Source organism: Sinomicrobium oceani, from assembly GCF_900119185.1.
Classification (GTDB): Bacteria; Bacteroidota; Bacteroidia; order Flavobacteriales; family Flavobacteriaceae; genus Sinomicrobium; species Sinomicrobium oceani.
The window spans coordinates 74,097-94,861 of record NZ_FPJE01000006.1 but is presented as its reverse complement, the minus strand read 5'-3'; the positions used below and the strand labels follow the sequence as shown (position 1 = coordinate 94,861).

The 20,765-nt window shown below is 45.0% G+C and carries 16 protein-coding genes; 8 read left to right on the top strand and 8 right to left on the bottom strand.

Features of this window, described 5'->3' with window-relative positions:
• Window positions 1-101: 101 nt before the first annotated feature.
• The 6 genes from porN to topA form a co-directional block, all read right to left on the bottom strand.
• Complete coding sequence (gene porN / locus BT112_RS06865) at window positions 102-1,001, bottom strand: type IX secretion system ring subunit PorN/GldN (RefSeq protein WP_072316619.1); 900 nt, start codon at window positions 999-1,001, stop codon at window positions 102-104.
• A gap of 112 nt (window positions 1,002-1,113) precedes the next feature.
• On the bottom strand, window positions 1,114-2,679 hold the full coding sequence (porM, locus tag BT112_RS06860; RefSeq protein WP_072316618.1) for a type IX secretion system motor protein PorM/GldM: 1,566 nt from the start codon (window positions 2,677-2,679) through the stop codon (window positions 1,114-1,116).
• A gap of 40 nt (window positions 2,680-2,719) precedes the next feature.
• Complete coding sequence (gene porL / locus BT112_RS06855) at window positions 2,720-3,373, bottom strand: type IX secretion system motor protein PorL/GldL (protein ID WP_072316617.1); 654 nt, start codon at window positions 3,371-3,373, stop codon at window positions 2,720-2,722.
• 58 nt (window positions 3,374-3,431) lie between these two features.
• Entirely contained in the window at window positions 3,432-4,784 is a 1,353-nt protein-coding gene (gene porK / locus BT112_RS06850) for a T9SS ring complex lipoprotein PorK/GldK (protein WP_072316616.1), read from the bottom strand.
• Between the two features lie 117 nt (window positions 4,785-4,901).
• Window positions 4,902-6,059, bottom strand: coding sequence for a formimidoylglutamase (locus BT112_RS06845; RefSeq protein ID WP_072316615.1), 1,158 nt, complete (start codon window positions 6,057-6,059; stop codon window positions 4,902-4,904).
• Between the two features lie 201 nt (window positions 6,060-6,260).
• A complete protein-coding gene (gene topA, locus BT112_RS06840; RefSeq protein WP_072316614.1) occupies window positions 6,261-8,738 on the bottom strand; it encodes a type I DNA topoisomerase in 2,478 nt (825 codons plus the stop codon).
• A gap of 231 nt (window positions 8,739-8,969) precedes the next feature.
• On the opposite strand from topA, the gene miaB reads away from it, so the two are divergent.
• From miaB to BT112_RS06795, 8 genes are all read left to right on the top strand, one after another.
• Window positions 8,970-10,436, top strand: a complete 1,467-nt coding sequence (gene miaB, locus BT112_RS06830) for a tRNA (N6-isopentenyl adenosine(37)-C2)-methylthiotransferase MiaB (protein WP_072316612.1) — start codon at window positions 8,970-8,972, stop codon at window positions 10,434-10,436.
• An 82-nt stretch (window positions 10,437-10,518) separates the two neighbouring features.
• Window positions 10,519-11,832: a sigma-54 interaction domain-containing protein gene (locus BT112_RS06825; RefSeq protein WP_072316611.1), complete on the top strand. Its 1,314-nt coding sequence runs from the start codon at window positions 10,519-10,521 to the stop codon at window positions 11,830-11,832.
• A gap of 37 nt (window positions 11,833-11,869) precedes the next feature.
• The gene (gene lptE, locus BT112_RS06820) at window positions 11,870-12,385 is read left to right on the top strand and encodes an LPS assembly lipoprotein LptE (protein ID WP_072316610.1); all 516 of its coding nucleotides are present in this window, start codon (window positions 11,870-11,872) and stop codon (window positions 12,383-12,385) included.
• A gap of 122 nt (window positions 12,386-12,507) precedes the next feature.
• Complete coding sequence (locus BT112_RS06815) at window positions 12,508-13,389, top strand: hypothetical protein (RefSeq protein WP_072316729.1); 882 nt, start codon at window positions 12,508-12,510, stop codon at window positions 13,387-13,389.
• A gap of 82 nt (window positions 13,390-13,471) precedes the next feature.
• Window positions 13,472-13,828, top strand: coding sequence for a preprotein translocase subunit SecG (secG, locus tag BT112_RS06810; protein ID WP_072316609.1), 357 nt, complete (start codon window positions 13,472-13,474; stop codon window positions 13,826-13,828).
• A 167-nt stretch (window positions 13,829-13,995) separates the two neighbouring features.
• Window positions 13,996-14,274 (top strand): co-chaperone GroES, encoded by a 279-nt coding sequence (locus BT112_RS06805; protein ID WP_072316608.1) that lies wholly within the window; start codon window positions 13,996-13,998, stop codon window positions 14,272-14,274.
• A gap of 58 nt (window positions 14,275-14,332) precedes the next feature.
• On the top strand, window positions 14,333-15,961 hold the full coding sequence (gene groL / locus BT112_RS06800) for a chaperonin GroEL (RefSeq protein WP_072316607.1): 1,629 nt from the start codon (window positions 14,333-14,335) through the stop codon (window positions 15,959-15,961).
• Window positions 15,962-16,103: 142 nt separating this feature from the next.
• Window positions 16,104-17,390 carry a hypothetical protein gene (locus BT112_RS06795; protein ID WP_072316606.1) on the top strand — a complete coding sequence of 429 codons (1,287 nt, stop codon included), beginning with the start codon at window positions 16,104-16,106 and terminating at the stop codon, window positions 17,388-17,390.
• Here the strand turns inward: BT112_RS06795 and BT112_RS06790 are convergent.
• Both BT112_RS06790 and BT112_RS06785 read right to left on the bottom strand, forming a co-directional pair.
• Entirely contained in the window at window positions 17,387-17,761 is a 375-nt protein-coding gene (locus BT112_RS06790) for a cupin domain-containing protein (protein WP_072316605.1), read from the bottom strand. The two genes, BT112_RS06795 and BT112_RS06790, sit on opposite strands and share 4 nt — an antisense overlap.
• Before the next feature lie 99 nt (window positions 17,762-17,860).
• Complete coding sequence (locus BT112_RS06785; RefSeq protein ID WP_072316604.1) at window positions 17,861-20,410, bottom strand: heavy metal translocating P-type ATPase; 2,550 nt, start codon at window positions 20,408-20,410, stop codon at window positions 17,861-17,863.
• Window positions 20,411-20,765: the final 355 nt, after the last annotated feature.

Here is a 20,765-nt window from a genome sequence, read left to right as displayed (position 1 = left end):
AAACAACCTCCTCTTAAGATAAAACCGTTAATTGTAAGGCTAAAAAAACGTCTATTCGGATTGAATAGACGTTTTGGATCATCTGATGGACTGCGCTAACGCTAATTGGTCCATATATCCTCCTCGAAGCCTCTTATCTTTTCTTTTATGCGCTCCCCTTCCAGCAACTGGAAAAGAGAATTATCAACGACATAATCCTTTACAGGGCGATCTCCGTGAACATTGTCTTCTTTATAGATAACAGCATTGAACCTCCGCGTATTCAGTATCGTATCAAAAGAAAGCGGCGCGGCGGAATTCCTGTTGTTAAAAGTCTTCGCCTCATGAAGTATTTGCCTTGAACTCGGATACCATACCCAGAAAAGCTCAACGAGATTGGACCCGTCGTCTGTTTCCGAATCTATAAAATTCACATCCGGGGCCACAGGAGCGATAGCCAGCAACCTGTATTTCAGTTCGGCCTGGCGTTTGTCAAAATACCAGACGCCTTTGATGTGATATTCTACGATATCAGCCGCAGTAATATCTCTTTTATCAATATACTCAGGAGACACCTGCTCACCGGCGTTCAATTGTTCGTATCCCATATCGGTAGTATCGATCCTGGACAAAGTAGCCTCCAGGTCCTCGAATGCCCTTTTCTCGGTAAAGTAAGAATCCACATAGATATCCTCCAGTTTACCCTCCTTGATCGCATTGACGAACACGTCGTAAAGCGACATCCTGTTAGACTCCCTTATCGGCTCTATAGGATAATACAAAGAGAAGTTTACACGTTCGTTAAGATCAATGACCTCCCAGGTCATTTTAGACCACATAATATCCCGGTCATCCACGTAACCGTATTCCATAGGAGCATCGTTGTCTGCTTCCTTTTGTCTCTCGGTCTTCACCCCGATCTCTTCGGGTTTTTTGGCATTGAGTATATTGGCCTGTCCCGTTAAGAACTGGGACAACATTACAAAAGCCAGGGAAAGTAGGGTAGTAGCTCTCCAATTCATACACTTGTTTTTTAGGTTATTCAGATAAGACGTAATCTATTAAATAACCGGGAGCCACGCGCTATCACATGCGCGTCACTCCCGGTATGTATTTATTTTATGGCAGCTTGTATTAGTTTGTAAGCTGAATAACTACCGGAGAAACCTTTTTGAGTTTGTATCCCGTATTCCCGGTAATAAATGCTTCTATATCGAAGATTTGTACAGCATCACCTCTTCGTGCCCTTTGCAGAGCATTTCTGGCGGCCCCATCAAGTTTATTTCCTCTTACGGATACCGTAGGTTGTCCGGGCACTTTAAATTTGAAACCGCGAATGCCGAGGTTAAGATCAAAATCAAAGTCTTCGAGAACGGCGCCCACCGTAGAAACTTCAAGACTCGATCTCGGCATACTCACTTCTCCCGACTCCCCTCTTATCGTTCCGGAAGGTCTCGGTACATCTTTGATCCGGAATTCGGAAGTCGTACTAATTCTCTGTCCGTCCGGCAAGGTTCCGCTCGCCGTAATATTAACGGTTCGGCCCGATCCCGGATTCATCACGTATTTACTGCCCGAAACCTTAGACAAACCACTTGCCGATGCAGAGACATTATTGTCAGGTATTCCGGGGATGGATATCGTAATGGGATTAGACACCCCCCTGTACACCACGTTCATTTTATCTGCCGAAATCACTGCCGCATTGGGTTTTGTAATCGTAGCGAAAGTTGCAGATACTGTCACAGGCAAATCTTCATCATTCTGTTTGAAGATCAGTTTTCCTTCGATCTTATGATCTCCCGCGTTACCTGCATTAACTTTCAGTTTTACCTTACCTCCGTCGAGTTCGTAATCGCTTTCAGACAATTTTTTCCCATCCAGAAAAAGCTCTACCTCATGAGGTTTGGTCGTAGCGTCAGTTCTTCCCAGCACAATAGAACCGTCAAAGGTCTCGCCCTGGTAATAGGCTGATTTCGGTTGCTCCAGCAAGGTTGTATAGTTGTTCATCGACACCTCACTGCTGAGCTCTTCTCCGAGCATTGCTCCGAAAATATCATTTTCCGTCGCTTTTACATCGGCCTGGATCTGAGTAATCTTGGTTAAGGATGCTACGAGTGGAAAGCCTTCGTAGTTGTAGTTCAACCAGTCTATTTTTATCCCGTCCCTGTTCTCTACCTGGCCATTTTCACCGGTAGAGAAGCGTTGGGCTACCGAACTCTTGATCTCACTAAAATTCTCTCCGAGTATTTCCTCTAAAGCATTACGGTAACCATTCATTTTATCTACGAATTCCTGCCCTTCTTCCGAATATTTTCCACCGCCTTTAAAGAATTTTTTATCCAGAAACTTGGACTGGTCCATCTTTTCATAGTCCCTTTTGTTCTTAAGATTTTCGGTCATTTCGTTTTTTATCCCTTCGAGATAACTGTAATATTCCGAAGAAACTTCCTTGATACGGTTTGCTTTGTCCAGTACGGGCTGATAGCGTTCCGGTTTTTCTCCGGCCAGCCTGGAAAGACCGTCCAGTGCCGCTGCGTTATCCGCATTGGCCTTTACATTGGAAGCTTCGAGTTTTTCATTCAACGAGCCAAATGCAGACAATACCTCTTTTCCCATATTTATGGCCAGCATGGCAATAAATACGAGATACATAAGGTTTATCATCTTCTGACGCGGTGATAAATTATTTCCTGCCATGTCTAATCAGAGTTTTGATTTTTGGTCTTGGGGTTACTAATTAGCGTTTGATCATAGCAGATAACATTCCTCCGTAAACACTGTTCAGTGAGGAAAGATTTGAAGTAAGAGACTCCATTTCTTCTTTGAGTCTTCCGGCATTGTTTGCCACTTCTTCATTAATCGCTGCCTGTCTTCCGGCACTTTCCAACTGCACCTTGTACAAGCTGTTCAGTGACTCCATCTGGGCTGCTGCCAGCGAAAGTTCTTCACTGTATTTTTTGGTTGAGGAAATCGCATCTACGGTAGGTGCCATATTCTTGGCGGCACCTTCGAAATTACGGATACTGTGCCCGAGACTGCTCATCAGTTGAGCATCTATTTTTGCCTCTTTAAGTAATCCGTCCAGCTTTTTGGAAAGCATTCCTTCGGCTTCGACTGTATCTTCCTGAACTTTCTTCTCTCTTCTTTTAGCTTCTCCTCCTTCGAGCTCCGGATATACAAGACTCCAGTCCAGCTCTTCATCTACCGGTTCAAAAGCAGATATCGCAAATATAATTGCCTCCGAAACAAGTCCTATGGCCAGAAGTACTGTCCCGTCGAGGAACCCGAGTTCCCAGTGGTTAAGTTTGAACAGCGCCCCTAAGATAACAACAGATGCTCCAAGGCCATAAGCCATATTGAACAACTTTTTACTAGATTTAGATTTTGCCATAATGGTAATAGTTGATTTGTAATATAATTAGTTAAAAGTTCAGATATAAATCCGGGGGTTAACGCCCTATCTCACTGGTCCCCATATAATCCTGTACCGTACGGAACCCGATATAACTACGGGCCGAATCCTGGTACTCGAAATCACGTGTACTCACCTGGAGAAAATACGCAACATCTTTCCAAGATCCTCCACGGATTACTTTTCTTTTGTTTCTCTCGTCATAAGCATTCGGGTTCATCGTCGATGCATAGTCATAAGAATTGGGATCGTAGGCAGAATTCGTCCATTCCGAGACATTTCCTGCCATATTGTACAAACCGTAATCATTGGGTTGATACGATTTGGCTTCTACGGTGTATAGGGCATCATCTGCAGCGTAATCACCCCGGTTAGGTTTAAAATTCGCCAGAAAACATCCCCGCTCATCGATAAGGTAAGGTCCTCCCCATGGATATGTCCCCGATTCGAGTCCTCCACGCGCTGCGTATTCCCATTCGGCTTCGATGGGAAGGCGGAATTGGTTGACAAAACCTTTTCCTCTCGATTTCTGAAAATCGTTCTTATACTTCGTCCTCCAGTTACAGAACGCCTTAGCCTGTTTCCATGAAACACCTACTACAGGATATTCACTGTAGGCATCATGCCAGAAATAATCGTTATGCATAGGTTCGTTATACGAGTAGTAAAAATCTTTGATCCATACCGTTGTATCCGGGTAAATCATTAACTCTTCGGTTTTCAGAAAGTCCTTTCTACTTCCTTTTTTCATTTTGGCAGCAGCCTGGATATCCATCCAAGTATATTTATATTTCAGTTGAGTGACATCGATAGTACGGTATCCGTTATAAGACTCTTCCATAGAAAGGTACATAGAGTCCATAACCTCGGTATAGTATTCGTCCGGATATTTGGACGTATCCCAGATCAAACGGGGCTTTTTGTTCAGCATTCTGCCTTCGAACCCGGTCTCTCCCATCCCTTCGTAATTTTCGAGCATATACTTGTCGTAAGCCGAAAGCTTAGAGGTATCCGCATCCTTAAAAGCATATTCACCTATACCTCCGTCATCCGGAGTAAGGCCTTCGTAATCGGCGAGGATAGCAAGTTTTGTACGAACGATGGAGTCCTTCACCCAATCTACGAATTGCCTGTATTCACTGTTGGTAATTTCGGTCTCATCCATATAAAAAGAACGTACCGTAACGGTTTTGGTCGGGGCATTCATCCCTCCTGCAACATCCGATTCGGATTTTCCCATAATAAAAGAACCTCCGGGAACCAGAGTCATTCCGTAGGGTTTTTCCGGATGCCATCGTTTTCCGCCTACTCCAACCAGTTCCCCCCTGTCTTTTTTACCGCAACTATAAAGAAATAATGCCAGGGTTGTAACAAACAATAATCTTTTCATTCGTTTTTTCGGTTAATTATAGTTTAAAAATTCGACCATACCCTTTTTGTTAATGATCCGGAACCCGATTTTTACCAGATTTTATTTTCAAAAAGCATTCTCACCATACTATTTTCCCTATAAAGCTGTTTTCTTATATGCCTTCCACCAACGTTCGGGAATGACTTCGTTACAGGCATCTAAATAATCTTTATGGGTGCATGGTAATAACGTATGTCTTTTCAATTTATTATTCATCTCTCCGAGAATCGGCACTTCGATCCACCATCTTCCGGAAATGTCACTTTTATAAAAACACAGTTCCTGCTCTTCCATAGGCACGATATATTTCTCGTAACTCCGGGTACCGATATAGGGGTAATCTTTTTTTCTGAAGTTATATCCTTCCATAAAATACCACAATACCTGGGCGACAAGCTGTGCATTCATCCGGGTATTTCTGTTTTCAAAAATACCGAATACCGACACTTTATCACTGATACCCGCATACCGGGCTATAGCACAGATTTCTCTTCCGTCAAAACCATTCGGATAGGTATCGGACGGATATCCGAGGTCCGAAGCCCTGACAGCAGTGATATCTATACTCACTACATCGGCATCCCTGAACACCGGTTCCACCAGCGTAATATCGCCGGTAACTTCCCCGAGCCGGTAAGCATCAAAAAACAGCTTTTCCATAAGATCTATCTCTTCCTGCGCATTAAAATACGTCTGGTATCCCAGGTTACAGAAGTTAAACAGATTGTTGGGTTGCTCTACGATAATCTTACTGATATAGGAATTGGATGATATGAGTTCGTCTGAAGAGCCGAAGTCAAACCTGTGATCTACGGCTACGAGATTTACCATCTGCTCCAGCTGGTCAAAAGCGCGATATACCGCATACGTAATATCCTGGCTACCCCCGATAACTATAGGAATTATACGGTTTTTAACGAGATATTCCACAACAGTTTTCACCGCAAAATAAGTATCTTCCACACGCTCTCCCGGCTCTATATTACCCAGATCCACAATATTGCTTCCCCAGTTGCCGGTATAAAGCTGGTATAACTGTATTCTTATTTCATTCAAATCCGGCCGGTCCATCGCCTGAACAGAGGCATTCCTGGTCTCATTAACCCCGATAATGGCCAGTTGCACGTCATCCAGTTCCGGTAAACCGTCTTTTTCGGTATGAATGCTTATATATTTCCCAATGGTCTGACGGGACAATAACTGGCTATGGGCCAGAACCACCGTGCTTACCGGGGACAAAAACTCAAAATCCATACGGCTTATATCTTTCGAAGATTGGGTTTGTTCAGCTAAAAAGCTGCCTTTTCTTAATCTTTATTTTTTTCTACAGCAAAATCCCGTTCCGCGAGTGTCATATACAGCTACACTCTTCGAAAAAAGAATGTCGGAATATACAAAAATGTTCCTGTAAAAACCCAATACAGAAAAATTATAACTCCCTAAAAACGGGCTTTTTTATTTTTTAGTCTTCGTAGTCTTTTTCTTTTTGGGAGCTTTCTTATCCAGCATTCCCTGTACTTCCTCCAGGCTAAGTTTGCTTACATCAACTTCTTTCGGGAGTTCGATCTTGGTTTTTCCTTTCAGAATATTATGACGCCCCCACCGTGCTTTTTCGATCCTGATACCTTCTTCGGACCACTCCCTGACTACTTTCTCCGCCTCTTTCTTCAGCTTATCCTCAATCAGTTCACGGATATCCGCCTCGGAAAGATCGTCAAAATCATATTTCTTGTTTACATTGATAAACATCCCGTCCCACTTAATAAAAGGTCCGAAACGTCCTTTGCCTTTGGTCACTTCTTTCCCTTTATAATTGGCAATGGGGGCATCGGCCTTCTGTTTAGCCTTGATAACCTCTATAGCCCTGTCCAGCGAAACATCAAAAACATCCTCTCCTTTGTCCAGTGAAATAAAAGTATCGTCAAAACGCACATAAGGACCGTAGCGTCCTACATTAACCTCTACCGTTTTCCCTTCATACGTACCGAGATTACGTGGCAGAGCAAACAGCTCCAGAGCTTCTTCCAGGGAAATCCCTTCTATAGTCTGATCGGGCAACAAGCTTGCAAATTTCGGCTTTTCCTCTTCCTCTGCCACTCCGATCTGCACCATAGGACCGAAACGTCCCAGCCTTACACTTACCTGTCTTCCCGTTTCGGGATCTTTACCCAATATACGCTCCCCGGTTTCCCGGTCTGCATTTTCTTCCACATCTTTTACCTGGGGATGAAAACCTTTGTAAAAATCTTTCATCATCAGCGTCCAGTCCTCCTGTCCGGAGGCTATATCATCAAAATCCTGTTCTACTTTGGCTGTAAAATTGTAATCGAGTATATTTTCAAAGTGATTGACAAGAAAATCATTCACGATCATTCCGATATCCGTAGGTACCAGTTTTCCTTTGTCGGACCCGGTAATCTCCGAAAGTGTTTTTTCTTTTATCTGCTCTTTTTCGAGGGTAAACTGTATGTAGTTTCTCTCCGTCCCTTCTATACTTCCCCGTTCTATATATCCCCTGTTCTGTATGGTGGAAATGGTCGGTGCGTATGTAGACGGACGGCCTATCCCCAGTTCTTCGAGTTTTTTCACAAGCGAAGCTTCCGTATAACGATACGGTGCTCTGGAGAAACGCTGGGTCGCAGTCATATAATTGTTCAGGAGCGGCTCCCCTACTTTCAGCGCAGGGAGCAGATCGGCCTGTTCTTCATCCTCGTCATCGGTCCCCTCGATATACACCTTCAGGAAACCGTCAAATTTGAGCACCTCCCCATTGGCTGTAAACTGTTCTTTATGCTTGTCGGCTTCTATCTTTACAAGAGTACGTTCCAGTTCGGCATCGCTCATTTGTGAAGCTATAGTACGTTTCCAGATCAGGTCGTACAGCCTGGCCTGGTCCCGTTCTACCGAAACGGAATGAATGGAAATATCGGTAGGACGTATAGCTTCGTGTGCTTCCTGCGCACCCTTTGTCTTTTGTGAGAACTTGCGCGGTTTACTGTATTTATTACCGTATTCGCGTTGAATCTCTTCCTTGGCAGCTTCGACAGCCTCCGGAGAAAGGTTTACACTATCGGTCCTCATATAAGTAATGAGTCCGGCCTCATAAAGCCGTTGCGCCATATTCATGGTCTTGCTTACCGAAAAATAAAGTTTCCGTGAAGCTTCCTGTTGCAGGGTAGAAGTCGTAAAAGGCGGTGCCGGTGTTTTTTTGGCAGGTTTTGTTTCCAGGTTGGCCACCTTGAAACTGGCACCGACATTACTTTTCAGAAATTTATGAGCCTCTTCTTTAGTGGCAAAGGTCTTGGGCAGTTTTGCCTTGACGGACTTGCCTTCCTCGGTACGGAATTCCGCAACCACACGGAAAGACACTTCCGGGGTAAACGCATTGATCTCGCGTTCCCTTTCTACGATCAACCGCACCGCAACAGACTGTACCCGTCCTGCGGATAATCCGCTTTTTATTTTCTTCCAGAGAATGGGAGACAGTTCATATCCCACCAAACGATCCAGTACCCGACGGGCCTGCTGGGCATTGACCAGGTTATAATCTATCCCTCTCGGGTTTTCTATCGCTTTTAAAATAGAGTTCTTGGTAATGGCATTAAAGACAATTCGCTTTACCTTGGACTGGTCCAGTTTCAATTGTTCCGCCAGGTGCCATGCTATAGCTTCCCCCTCGCGGTCCTCATCACTCGCGAGCCAGACCGTATCGGCTTTTTCCGCGAGGTTCCTGAGGTTTTTAACAACGTCTTTTTTATCTTTGGAAACAATGTATTTGGGTTCGAAATCTTTCTCCACATCCACACCCAGCTCTTTGGAAGGTAAATCGGAAATATGTCCGTAACTGGATGCTACCTTGTAATCTTTACCGAGAAATTTTTCTATAGTTTTCGCCTTGGCAGGCGACTCTACAATCACTAAATTCTTTGCCATAAACCCATTTTTAAGACTACAAAAGTATATTAAAAAATATTTATAGGGATACCTTAACGTTTTTTTGCCTAAAAAACAACAGGCATTTTACTGTCAAATTGTCACTGAGTTTATAAATAATCCTATCTTTGCACCGATTATTTATTACAAACCGATTGCAAACATTTCCGGATCTGCGTTGCTGCAAGCCCCGGAAAAACAAAGAATTGCCCGGATCGGGCACCAGTCCTTATGGAGAAAATAATTGACGAAAAAAAACAGGGGGAAAGTCTCGTTCTCGATCCGCAAAAGGAAACAGAAGAGACCGTACGAAACGGCAGGGACAGCAGGAAACTTTATATTGAAAGTTATGGCTGCCAAATGAATTTTTCCGATAGTGAGATCGTAGCTTCTATTCTTGCCAATGCAGGGTTTAATACCACACAGCAACTGGAAGAAGCCGACCTGGTTCTCATCAACACCTGTTCCATACGGGAAAAAGCGGAACAGACCGTACGCAAACGACTTGAAAAATTCAATGCGGTAAAAAAAATAAACCCCGGAATGAAAGTAGGGGTACTCGGTTGTATGGCCGAACGCCTCAAGAGCAAATTCCTCGAAGAAGAAAAAATAGTCGATATGGTCGTAGGCCCCGATGCTTACAAGGACCTTCCTAACCTGGTACAGGAAATAGACGAAGGCAGAAATGCCGTTAATGTCATTCTTTCCAAAGAAGAAACCTATGGCGATGTAGCGCCCGTCCGCCTGAACAGTAATGGCATTACCGCTTTCGTGTCTATCACCAGGGGATGTGACAATATGTGTACTTTCTGTGTAGTTCCCTTTACCCGAGGAAGGGAAAGAAGCCGCGATCCGCAGTCTATCCTCGAAGAGGTTAACGAACTCTGGGAAAAAGGCTATAAAGAAGTTACTCTGCTCGGACAAAACGTAGACAGTTATCTGTGGTATGGCGGAGGGCTTAAAAAAGATTTCGAAACCGCTTCGGATATTCAGAAAGCCACAGCCGTAAACTTTGCCGGCTTGCTGGCTATGGTAGCCGAAGCACAACCCGGACTGCGCATCCGTTTTTCTACTTCAAATCCGCAGGATATGACTCTCGATGCCATCGAAGTCATGAGCAGGTATAAAAATATCTGTAAATACATTCACCTGCCTGTGCAAAGTGGCAGCAACAGGATTCTCAAAGCCATGAACCGCCTGCATACCCGTGAAGAATACTTCGAACTCATAGATAATATCCGTAAGATCATCCCCGATTGTGCCATATCGCACGACATGATTACCGGCTTCCCCACGGAAACCGAAGAAGATCATCAGGACACCCTCTCGTTGATGGACTATGTAAAATACGATTTCGGATTCATGTTTGCCTACTCCGAAAGACCCGGTACCCTGGCCGCCAGAAAGATGGAAGATGATGTTCCGGAAGAAGTAAAAAAGCGCAGACTCACGGAGATCATCAACCTACAGCAGCAACACGGACTCTATAGAACACAGCAGCACCTCGGCAAAACAGAGGAAGTTCTCGTGGAAGGCACTTCGAAAAAAAGTGATGCCCATTGGATGGGGCGCAATACACAAAACACGGTTGTTGTTTTCCCGAAGGAACATTACAATATAGGTGATTTTGTCAATGTAAATATCACGGACTGTACTGCCGCAACACTTATAGGAGAGGCTGTCGGATATTCGGAATAATAGAGGTTCTTTTCCGGCCGGCAAATAAAATATAAACCAAAACTGTTCCCGGTAGCATAAAGCCACGGAACCGGACATAACTATGGAAAACGTACAAGCGATAAAACAGCGATTCGGTATCATAGGCAACGATGTAAAACTCAATCGTGCCATTGAAAAGGCCATACAGGTTGCCCCTACCGACATCTCTGTCCTGGTCACCGGGGAAAGTGGTGTGGGAAAAGAAAGTATTCCCAAGATCATTCACTCCCTGTCGCACCGTAAACACGGTAAATTTATTGCCGTAAACTGCGGAGCCATTCCCGAAGGCACTATAGACAGTGAACTCTTCGGGCATGAAAAAGGTTCGTTTACCGGAGCGACACAGACCAGAAGCGGATATTTCGAAGAGGCCGACGGGGGTACTATATTTCTGGATGAAGTGGGAGAGCTTCCGCTCACCACCCAGGTACGGCTTTTGCGGGTACTGGAAAACGGAGAATTTATAAAGGTAGGATCTTCCAAAGTACAAAAAACCAATGTACGTATTGTAGCTGCAACCAATGTAAACATGTTTGAAGCTATAGAAAAGGAAAAATTCAGAGAAGACCTCTATTACCGCCTGAGCACCGTAGAGATCCACCTGCCACCGTTACGCGACCGGAAAGACGACATTCATCTGCTGTTCCGGAAATTCGCGTCCGACTTTGCACAAAAATACAAGATGCCTGCTATCCGGCTCGAAGATGAAGCTGTCCACGCGTTATTAAAATACCGCTGGTCCGGAAACATCCGGCAACTGCGCAACGTAGCCGAACAAATATCGGTACTGGAACAGGACAGAACAATCTCGGCAGACACCCTTACGGGATATCTTCCCGGTGCCGGAAAAAACCTGCCTGCAGTTATCAACGAAAAAAAGAGTCAGGCCGATTTTGGCAGTGAAAGGGAAATTCTTTACAAAATTCTCTTTGACATGAAGAGCGACCTTAACGACCTGAAAAAACTCACCCTCGAACTCATGCAGTCGGGCAGCAGCCAGAAAGTACAGGAAGAAAACCAGAACCTGATCCAGAAGATATACGGCAAATCCGATAACGATGCCGATTTTGACACGGCAGCAAAAAGCTCCGATGCCGTATCCGAAGATTACAGCGATATCGAAGATTACGAAGACAGCGAGGCCCTGGAGGTACTACCCGTTTCCCAACACCCTGCCATGCGGGGAAGAAACGAAGACAAGTACCATTTTGCCGAAGAGATCGAGGAAGAAGAGACTCTCTCTCTGCAGGACAAGGAACTCGAACTCATCAAGAAAGCACTGGATCGCAATCACGGTAAGCGAAAGGCCGCTGCCTCAGAACTTGGCATTTCCGAAAGGACGTTATATCGCAAAATAAAACAATACGATCTTTAGGCATCCCGAGAGATGCGCTTAAAACAGCTTCAACCCAATGAAAATATTAAAATCCGTAAAAGCCGTATATCTTGCGGTTGCCCTCGTCCTGGTCACCGTACAAAGTTGTGGTATTTATAATTTCACCGGTGGTGATGTCGGTAGTGCCACAACTTTTCAGGTAAACATGTTCAGAAACGAAGCCCCATTGGTAGAACCTGGACTGGACCGTGATTTTACCCTCGCCCTGCAGGACCTGATCATGAACCAGACCAGCCTGGACCTCGTACCTTCCGGAGGAGACCTTCTTTATGAGGGAGAGATCACCGAATACCGGGTAGCCCCCATGACCGCAACTGCACAGCAAACTGCGGCACAGAACAGACTTACCATCGGGGTACGGGTACGTTTTACCAACAATACCAAAGAAGATGCCGATTTCGAAAGAACATTTTCATTCTTTTACGATTTCGGGGCTAACGAGCAGCTCAATGCCATACAGAGCGCTGCGCACCAGGAGATTTTCGAACGGATAACCCAGGATATATTTAACGCCTCCCTTGCCGATTGGTAATGTAATAACATCAGGGTAAACCGCGAAGTACCAGGACAGACCGCAGTAAAACCCGAATATGGGGAATACGGTAAAAATAGAATCAGAGATCACGCAAAGACAGCGTGTCAGATACATTATTTATGACAGTTTCAAATTTCATACAGCTTTCAGAAAATCCGGAACATATCCGGCTGGGAGAAACTACATCTCTGGAACAGCTCATAGCACAATATCCTTTTTTCCAGGCTGCCCGGGCACTTCACCTCAAAGGACTCAGAAACCTCAACAGCTTTACGTATAACGACGCCCTGAAAAAAACAGCCGCATACACAACGGACAGAGCTGTACTGTTCGATCTGATCACTTTGCCGGAATTCCGGCAGAATGATGTAGCGAAAGCCATTGCCGGGAACCATCCGGACATTTCCGACATAGAGGTCAACGCCCAGGAAATACGGATAGAGAACCATAAACTCATCGAGCAAACCCACATAGGAAGTGAAGAAGAAGCCGAACACATCCTCAATCCTGCCGCTTTTATACCGGTAGAAAAACAACAAGCCGAACAGACGTCAGAAGAAAAGCAACTGGGAATAGGCACTCCCATCGATTTTAATTCCGGCGAACGACATTCTTTTGCAGAATGGCTCAAACTATCCGCAGCAAAACCCGTTAACAGAACGGATAACAAAAAAAGTAAGGTAAAAGAAACGGAAGAAAAAACGGATGCTGACAAAGAAAAAAAGTTCAGGCTTATCGATAAATTTATCAATAGCAATCCGAAAATTGTTCCCAAAGCTGCCGATCGTAACCGCGAAGCACCCGCAGTGAATCTCGCCAAAAGCGGCCAGATGGAAAAGGCCGAACTCATGACAGAAACACTGGCTAAAGTGTACCTGGAACAGAAGCGATATAAAAATGCTATTCAGGCATATAAAATATTAAGTTTGAAATATCCGGAAAAAAGTGGTTTCTTTGCAGACCAAATCAGGGCAATAAAAAAATTACAACAGAACAACTAACTGTTAACCTGACATTTACAAGCGAAAGAATTCGCGATTGAAAACAAGAAATAATAGGGATTAATAAATTATAACACAAACAATGAGTACGTTTTCTATCTTTTTAGTGCTGATCATGATAGTAGCACTGCTGTTGATTCTGGTCATCATGGTACAGAATCCGAAAGGCGGCGGACTTTCTTCGTCTTTTGGTGGCGGAGGCGGCCAGATAGTAGGCGGTGTTAAAAAGACAGGAGATTTCCTGGACAAAAGCACCTGGACCCTGGCTACCATTCTTATCGTCCTGATATTACTTTCCAACCTGACACTACGAAGCGGAAATTCTTCTTCGCAGGAATCCAGATTACTGGACGGACAAAGAACGGAAAGAGAAGCTACGACACCACAGCAAACCGAGACTCCTGCACCTGCAACAGACACTACAGGTACAGTGCAGTAATCTGCTAAAAACATATACATAAAAATGCCAGCTTGTCATAAGCTGGCATTTTTGTTTACAAAATTGTCAGTTTCTTTCTCTTTTTATCACCGCTGATCACGTTGGCACAATTTCTGTCTGAATCTGCATAGTTTAAAAAATAAATCTAATCCAATAAAAAAAATAAGATGGCTAAAGTAAACATTAAACCACTTGCAGACAGAGTTCTGGTAGAACCTGTTGCCGCAGAAACAACAACCGCTTCAGGAATCATCATTCCCGACTCCGCAAAAGAAAAACCGCAAAAAGGTGTTGTTGTTGCAGTTGGTCCCGGTACCAAGGACGAACCGTTAACTGTAAAAGTCGGTGATACTGTGCTTTACGGAAAATACTCAGGTACCGAACTCAAACTGGAAGGATCCGATTACCTGATGATGCGTGAAAGCGACATCCTTGCTATCGTATAGCTCCCCCGGAAATTAACCCTTAGAACAAAACAAGACATTAAACACAAAACCAAGAACAATGGCAAAAGACATAAAATTCGATATTGAAGCCCGTGACGGACTCAAACGTGGAGTGGATGCACTTGCAAACGCCGTGAAAGTAACGTTAGGACCTAAAGGAAGAAACGTAATCATTAGCAAATCTTTCGGCGCTCCTACCGTAACCAAGGATGGTGTTTCCGTAGCCAAGGAAATAGAACTGGAAAACGCACTGGAAAACATGGGTGCGCAAATGGTAAAGGAAGTTGCTTCCAAAACCAATGATCTTGCCGGTGACGGTACGACTACCGCAACGGTATTGGCACAAGCCATCGTTAAAGAAGGACTGAAAAACGTAGCTGCCGGTGCAAACCCTATGGACCTGAAAAGAGGTATCGACAAAGCCGTAGAAGCTTTGGTTGCCGATCTGTCCAAACAATCCAAGGAAGTAGGTGATGCTTCAGAAAAAATCAAGCAGGTTGCTGCCATTTCTGCCAACAATGACGAAACTATAGGTGAACTCATTGCACAGGCTTTTAACAAAGTAGGAAAAGAAGGTGTCATCACTGTAGAAGAGTCCAAAGGAACCGATACTTATGTAGACGTGGTAGAAGGAATGCAGTTTGACAGAGGATACCTCTCTGCATACTTCGTGACAGACTCCGAAAAAATGGTTGCCGAACTGGAAAGTCCTTACATCCTCCTTTACGACAAGAAGATCTCCAATATGAAAGATCTGCTTCCCGTACTCGAACCCGTAGCACAACAAGGTAAGCCCCTGTTGATCATTGCGGAAGATGTTGACGGAGAAGCCCTGGCTACCCTCGTGGTAAACAAACTCAGAGGTTCTCTTAAGATAGCGGCCGTAAAAGCACCCGGATTCGGAGACAGAAGAAAGGCCATGCTGGAGGATATCGCTATCCTTACAGGAGGTACCGTAATCTCCGAAGAAAGAGGATTTACTCTGGAGAATGCAACTATTGACATGCTTGGTTCTGCTGAAAAAGTAACTATCGACAAAGATAACACTACCGTAGTTAACGGTGCCGGTGAGGCAGATGCTATCAAAGCCCGTGTAAGCCAGATCAAAGCACAGATCGAAACGACCACATCCGACTACGACAGGGAAAAACTTCAGGAACGCCTCGCTAAACTGGCAGGTGGTGTAGCCGTACTTTATGTAGGTGCCGCTTCCGAAGTAGAAATGAAAGAGAAAAAAGACCGTGTGGACGATGCCCTTCACGCTACAAGAGCTGCTGTTGAAGAAGGTATAGTTGCCGGTGGTGGTGTAGCCCTGGTCAGAGCAAAAGCTGTTCTGGACAAGGTAAAACCTGAAAATGCAGACGAGGAAACCGGGGTTCAGATCGTGGCCCGAGCTATCGAAGCTCCCCTACGTACTATCGTAGAAAATGCCGGTGGTGAAGGTTCTGTTGTGGTTTCTAAAGTACTGGAAGGTAAAAACAGCTTCGGATACGATGCCAAATCCGAAACTTACGTAGATATGTTCAAGGCCGGTATCATTGATCCTAAGAAAGTGACCCGTATCGCCCTGGAAAATGCTGCCTCTGTTTCCGGAATGATCCTGACTACAGAATGTGCATTGACCGACATTAAAGAAGATGCTCCTGCAGCTCCTCCTATGGGAGGCGGAATGCCGGGAATGATGTAATTCCTCTGAGCATATACAAAAACCCGAAAAGCGGGATCTGCATGGCAGATCCCGCTTTTTTTATCCATAGTCCCCATGGAAATTTTTCTGTAATCTAAAAAAAACCGAACTTAGCTAAACATCAATCACAACCTAAACACCTATGCCCACCGGTTTATCTGCCGATATATCCTGGAGCAAGCCAAATAAATTTATATTCCGGTTTATATGGATATATACCTTACTCTATACCTTTCCGTTTCCTTTTAACTTCCTTCCTTTCGGACAATATATCACCCAATGGACAGATCAATTCTGGAAATGGCTGGCACTTCCTGTAGCACGTCATCTCTTCCACATTACAGACAACCTAACCTTACAGGGAAGGGGCAGTGGAGACACCTCTCTCGATTATATCATAATTTTTATTCTGCTCACCATGGCCCTGGTCGCTGCCCTGATCTGGACACTCACCGACCGGAAACACAACCATTACAACACACTCTTCCGCTATCAGGTTGTATACCTGCGCTATTATACAGCATTGAACCTGTTTGTCTATGCCATCGTAAAAATATTTCCCACCCAGTTCTGGGAGCCTTCGCTGATCGACCTGACCCGGTCTTTCGGAGAGCTATCACCTATGGGATTATTATGGAAATTTATGGGATATTCCGAAGCTTACGTCAGGTTCGCCGGGATAGCCGAAGCCCTCGCCTGCATCTTTCTGCTCTTCCGTAATACAGAGCGCCTGGGAGCACTTATAGGATTCGGGGTCATGCTGAATGTCTTTGTTATGAATATGAGTTACGACGTTCCTGTCAAGCTGTTCTCCTTTCATCTCATGTTTGCCTGCGGCATTATACTTATCGCTCACTTCAATGCCTTTCTTCACTTTTTCATACAGAACAAAACTGTTCTTTCACAGCAGAACATTCCGTACACTTCACGGAAAACAACTCGTAATGCAGGGTACATATTCAAAACTATACTAATCCTGTACGTCATCACAAATTACAGTATAAGTTCTCATATCCGATACCGGAAAAACCACGACACTGCATTACTTCCCGCCCTTTACGGCATATACAACACTGACGATTTTATGTATAACCGCGATACGCTACCTCCATTACTCACCGATCCGATCCGGTGGAAACAACTCATCGTAGACAGAAACAGTGCAGTCATCATAAAGATGGACGATACCAAAATTTACATGAAAAATCATACCGATACCACACAACAACGACTTACCCTGACCCATTTCCGGGACGCTGCGATGCAATATCATTTTAGATATACCCGGATCGGCGATAGTATCCTGATGTTGCGGGGCATAACCGGGAAGGATAGCATTCGGATGACATTGAACAAAAAAGACAGAAAAGATTTCCTGCTCATTAACAGAGGGTTTCACTGGATCAACGAATATCCTTTTAACCGTTAGGTATTGTTCCCGGATCGTATGGCTTCCAGAAAGTCTTCCCTGGCCGGGCCGAATACATCGATTAGCATCCCGGCTTCCAGGCATTCGGCCCCGTGCGGGACATCGGAGGGAATAAAAAAACCATCACCTTCCCGTACTGTTTTTTCCTCCCCGTCTATCGTTATCAGGAACGCCCCCGAAGCCACGTAAGTGGCCTGAGAATGATAATGATGATGCAGGTAGCCTACGGCTCCCCGTTCAAATTTCACCTTAACCATCATCACACGGTCATCATAGCCTACAAACTGACGCTGTATACCTTTATCCACGGTTTCCCATGCGGTATTGCCGGAGAAGAAGAAACCGGTTTGGTGCTTACTATTTCGATCCATTCTTATTTTTATATGTTTTAGTTTTCTAATCACAGGTAAATATACACCACAACAGGAAAACAAGGCCGCGTAATCATACTACCCGGCACCTCTTTAAACTCAATCTATACGGGCCTTTCGGAGCCTGAGGGCGTTTGCAATAACAGACACCGAGCTGAAACTCATGGCCAGTGCTGCGATCATAGGAGAAAGCAATAACCCGAAAACGGGATAAAGCACCCCCGCCGCCACAGGTATTCCCAACATGTTATACCCCAGAGCAAACCACAGATTTTCTTTGATATTACGCATCACTTTATGACTCAGCATCCGTGCTTTGGCGATCCCTTCGAGATCACCCTGTACGAGGGTAATTCCGGCACTTTCTATGGCGACATCCGTCCCTGTGCCCATGGCTATTCCTATGTCGGCCTGCGCCAGTGCAGGAGCATCATTGATCCCGTCGCCCGCCATAGCTACTTTTTTTCCTTCTGCCTGTAACCGCTTAACTTCCTTCTGTTTATCCTCCGGGAGCATTTGCGCTTTAAAACCGTCCAGGTGCAGCGTTTCACTGACTGCTCTGGCAGTATCTTCATTATCACCGGTCAGCATCACAACCTTCAGACCTTCCTCCTGAAGCTTACGGATAGCCTCCCTGCTGGACGCTTTAATTTTATCAGAGATAACCACAAACCCGAGAACGTCCTTTCCTTCCGAGAGATAAGAAACGGTTTTTCCTTTCTTTTGCTCCTCTTTTACCTGTTTTCTTAACATTTCCGGAATGTTCACCTCCAACTGCTCCAGCAGTTTATCATTCCCCAGCGCCAGTACCTTATCCTTACCTTCCTCAGAGCATATACCCTTTACCCCTTTTCCGGCGACTGCTTCAAAATCGTTTACTTTCAGAGCCTCTATCCCCTTGTCCTCTGCATAATGTACAGTGGCCTGTGCCAGCGGATGCTCACTATGGGTATTCAGCCCTGTAATTTTCCGTAATACCTCTTCTTCACTCCTCTCCCCGTTGGTTACTATTTTTTCTACCGAGGGTTTACCTTCGGTCACCGTCCCGGTTTTATCGATAATAACTACATCGATCTTATTCATTCGCTCCAGGGCTTCCGCATTCTTGATCAGCACTCCAGATTGTGCCCCTTTGCCCACACCTACCATAACAGACATCGGCGTGGCCAGCCCCAGGGCACATGGACACGCAATGATCAGTACGGCTATCGCATTGACAAAAGCATATACATAAGCAGGTTCCGGACCGAAAACAGCCCATACGATTCCGGTTATTATTGCTATCGCTACAACAACAGGCACAAAATACCCGGATATACGGTCTGCCAGCTTCTGTATAGGAGCCCTGGACCTGCTTGCGGAATTCACCATATCTATAATCTGGGATAATAAGGTATCGGTCCCGACTTTTTCTGCGGTCATGGTAAAACTCCGGTTACCGTTTATAGTCCCCGAACTCACTTTATCACCGGCCTTTTTATCTACAGGTAACGGTTCTCCGGATATCATAGACTCGTCCACCGCACTTTCTCCTTCCTTAATAACACCGTCTACCGGGATCTTTTCTCCGGGTTTTACTTTTAGCACATCCCCTTCTTGTACCTCGTCCAGGCTTACTATCTTTTCTTTGCCGTCCACGAGTTTGGTCGCATTATTGGGTGCAAGTTTTAAGAGTTCCTTAATTGCCGAATTGGTTTTTCCGTGAGCTCTTGCTTCCAGTAATTGTCCGAGCAGAACCAGCGTAAGTATCACCGTGGCCGCCTCGAAATACACGTAAACCGTGCCGTTGTGAGATTTGAACTGTTCCGGAAAAAAACCGGGGAACAACAATGCCCCGACACTAAACAGCCAGGCCACTCCGGCCCCTATCCCTATCAGGGTAAACATATTGAGGTTCCACGTTACTACAGAGCGGTAAGCTCTTTCAAAGAACATCCATGTGGCATAGAACACGACCGGGACAGAAAGTCCCAGCTGTACCCAGTTCCAATAGGTCCTGGACATCATTTTTCCGAGCGGATCTCCCGGGATCATCTCGGACATCGCAATGAGGAATACCGGTAATGTAAACCCCAGCGCTATACGGAATTTACGAAGGAGGTTCCTATAGACCGGATCTTCTTCTTTATCATCATCCGGCTCCATAGGCACCAGGTCCATCCCGCATTTCGGGCATGCACCGGGCTCATCCCTGATCACCTCGGGATGCATCGGACACGTATATTTTGTCTTTTTCCTGTTACGGACAGGAGCCTCCACGAGATCCATTCCGCAAACCGGGCAACTTCCCGGCTTGTCGTACGTTTTATCACCTTCGCAATGCATCGGGCAATAGTATATTCCGCTATGCTCTCCGGAAGCCTGCTTTGCCACCTGCTTATGCCCCGAAGCAGCTCCGCCGCCACCAGAACAACAGCTTTTGTGCTCCGCCACCGCTTCCGGCGTCTTTATCCCGTAATGCCCGCCATCTTCTTTAAATGCCTGTTGCAGTTTTTCGAGTGGAATATGGTGCTCCATTTCGACTTCAGCCAAGGATTTCTCCAGGTCTACCTGAGCACCGGTGACCCCGTCCACATGCTGTAAAATATCTTCTACATGACCCTTACACCCTTTACAGGACATACCGGTTATCGAATATGTATGTTTCATCTCAATATATTTTCACTACAAATTTCCAAGGAAAAGTGCTCTATTATGTTATACAATTTTGGAAAAGGATTGTATAATTTACGGCTTATACTTCAGAATTGCAACATACATTCCTTCCGGGTTATACGAAGTGCCGGCAAGCCTTTGCTCCGGGTTTCGTAAACCTGTTTTATTAAAAAAAGTAAACTTTTTTGGTAAAAAGCTTCAAACGCCATCACTTCATTAATAGATGTCCCATCAAAAACACACCATTATCAACAGGCTGTCTTACTGAGAACAGATAGCCATACCAGCAACATTCCTACTTGAGAATACCAGTCACATGCGGAGGTTTACTCCATTCTAAATTTAACAT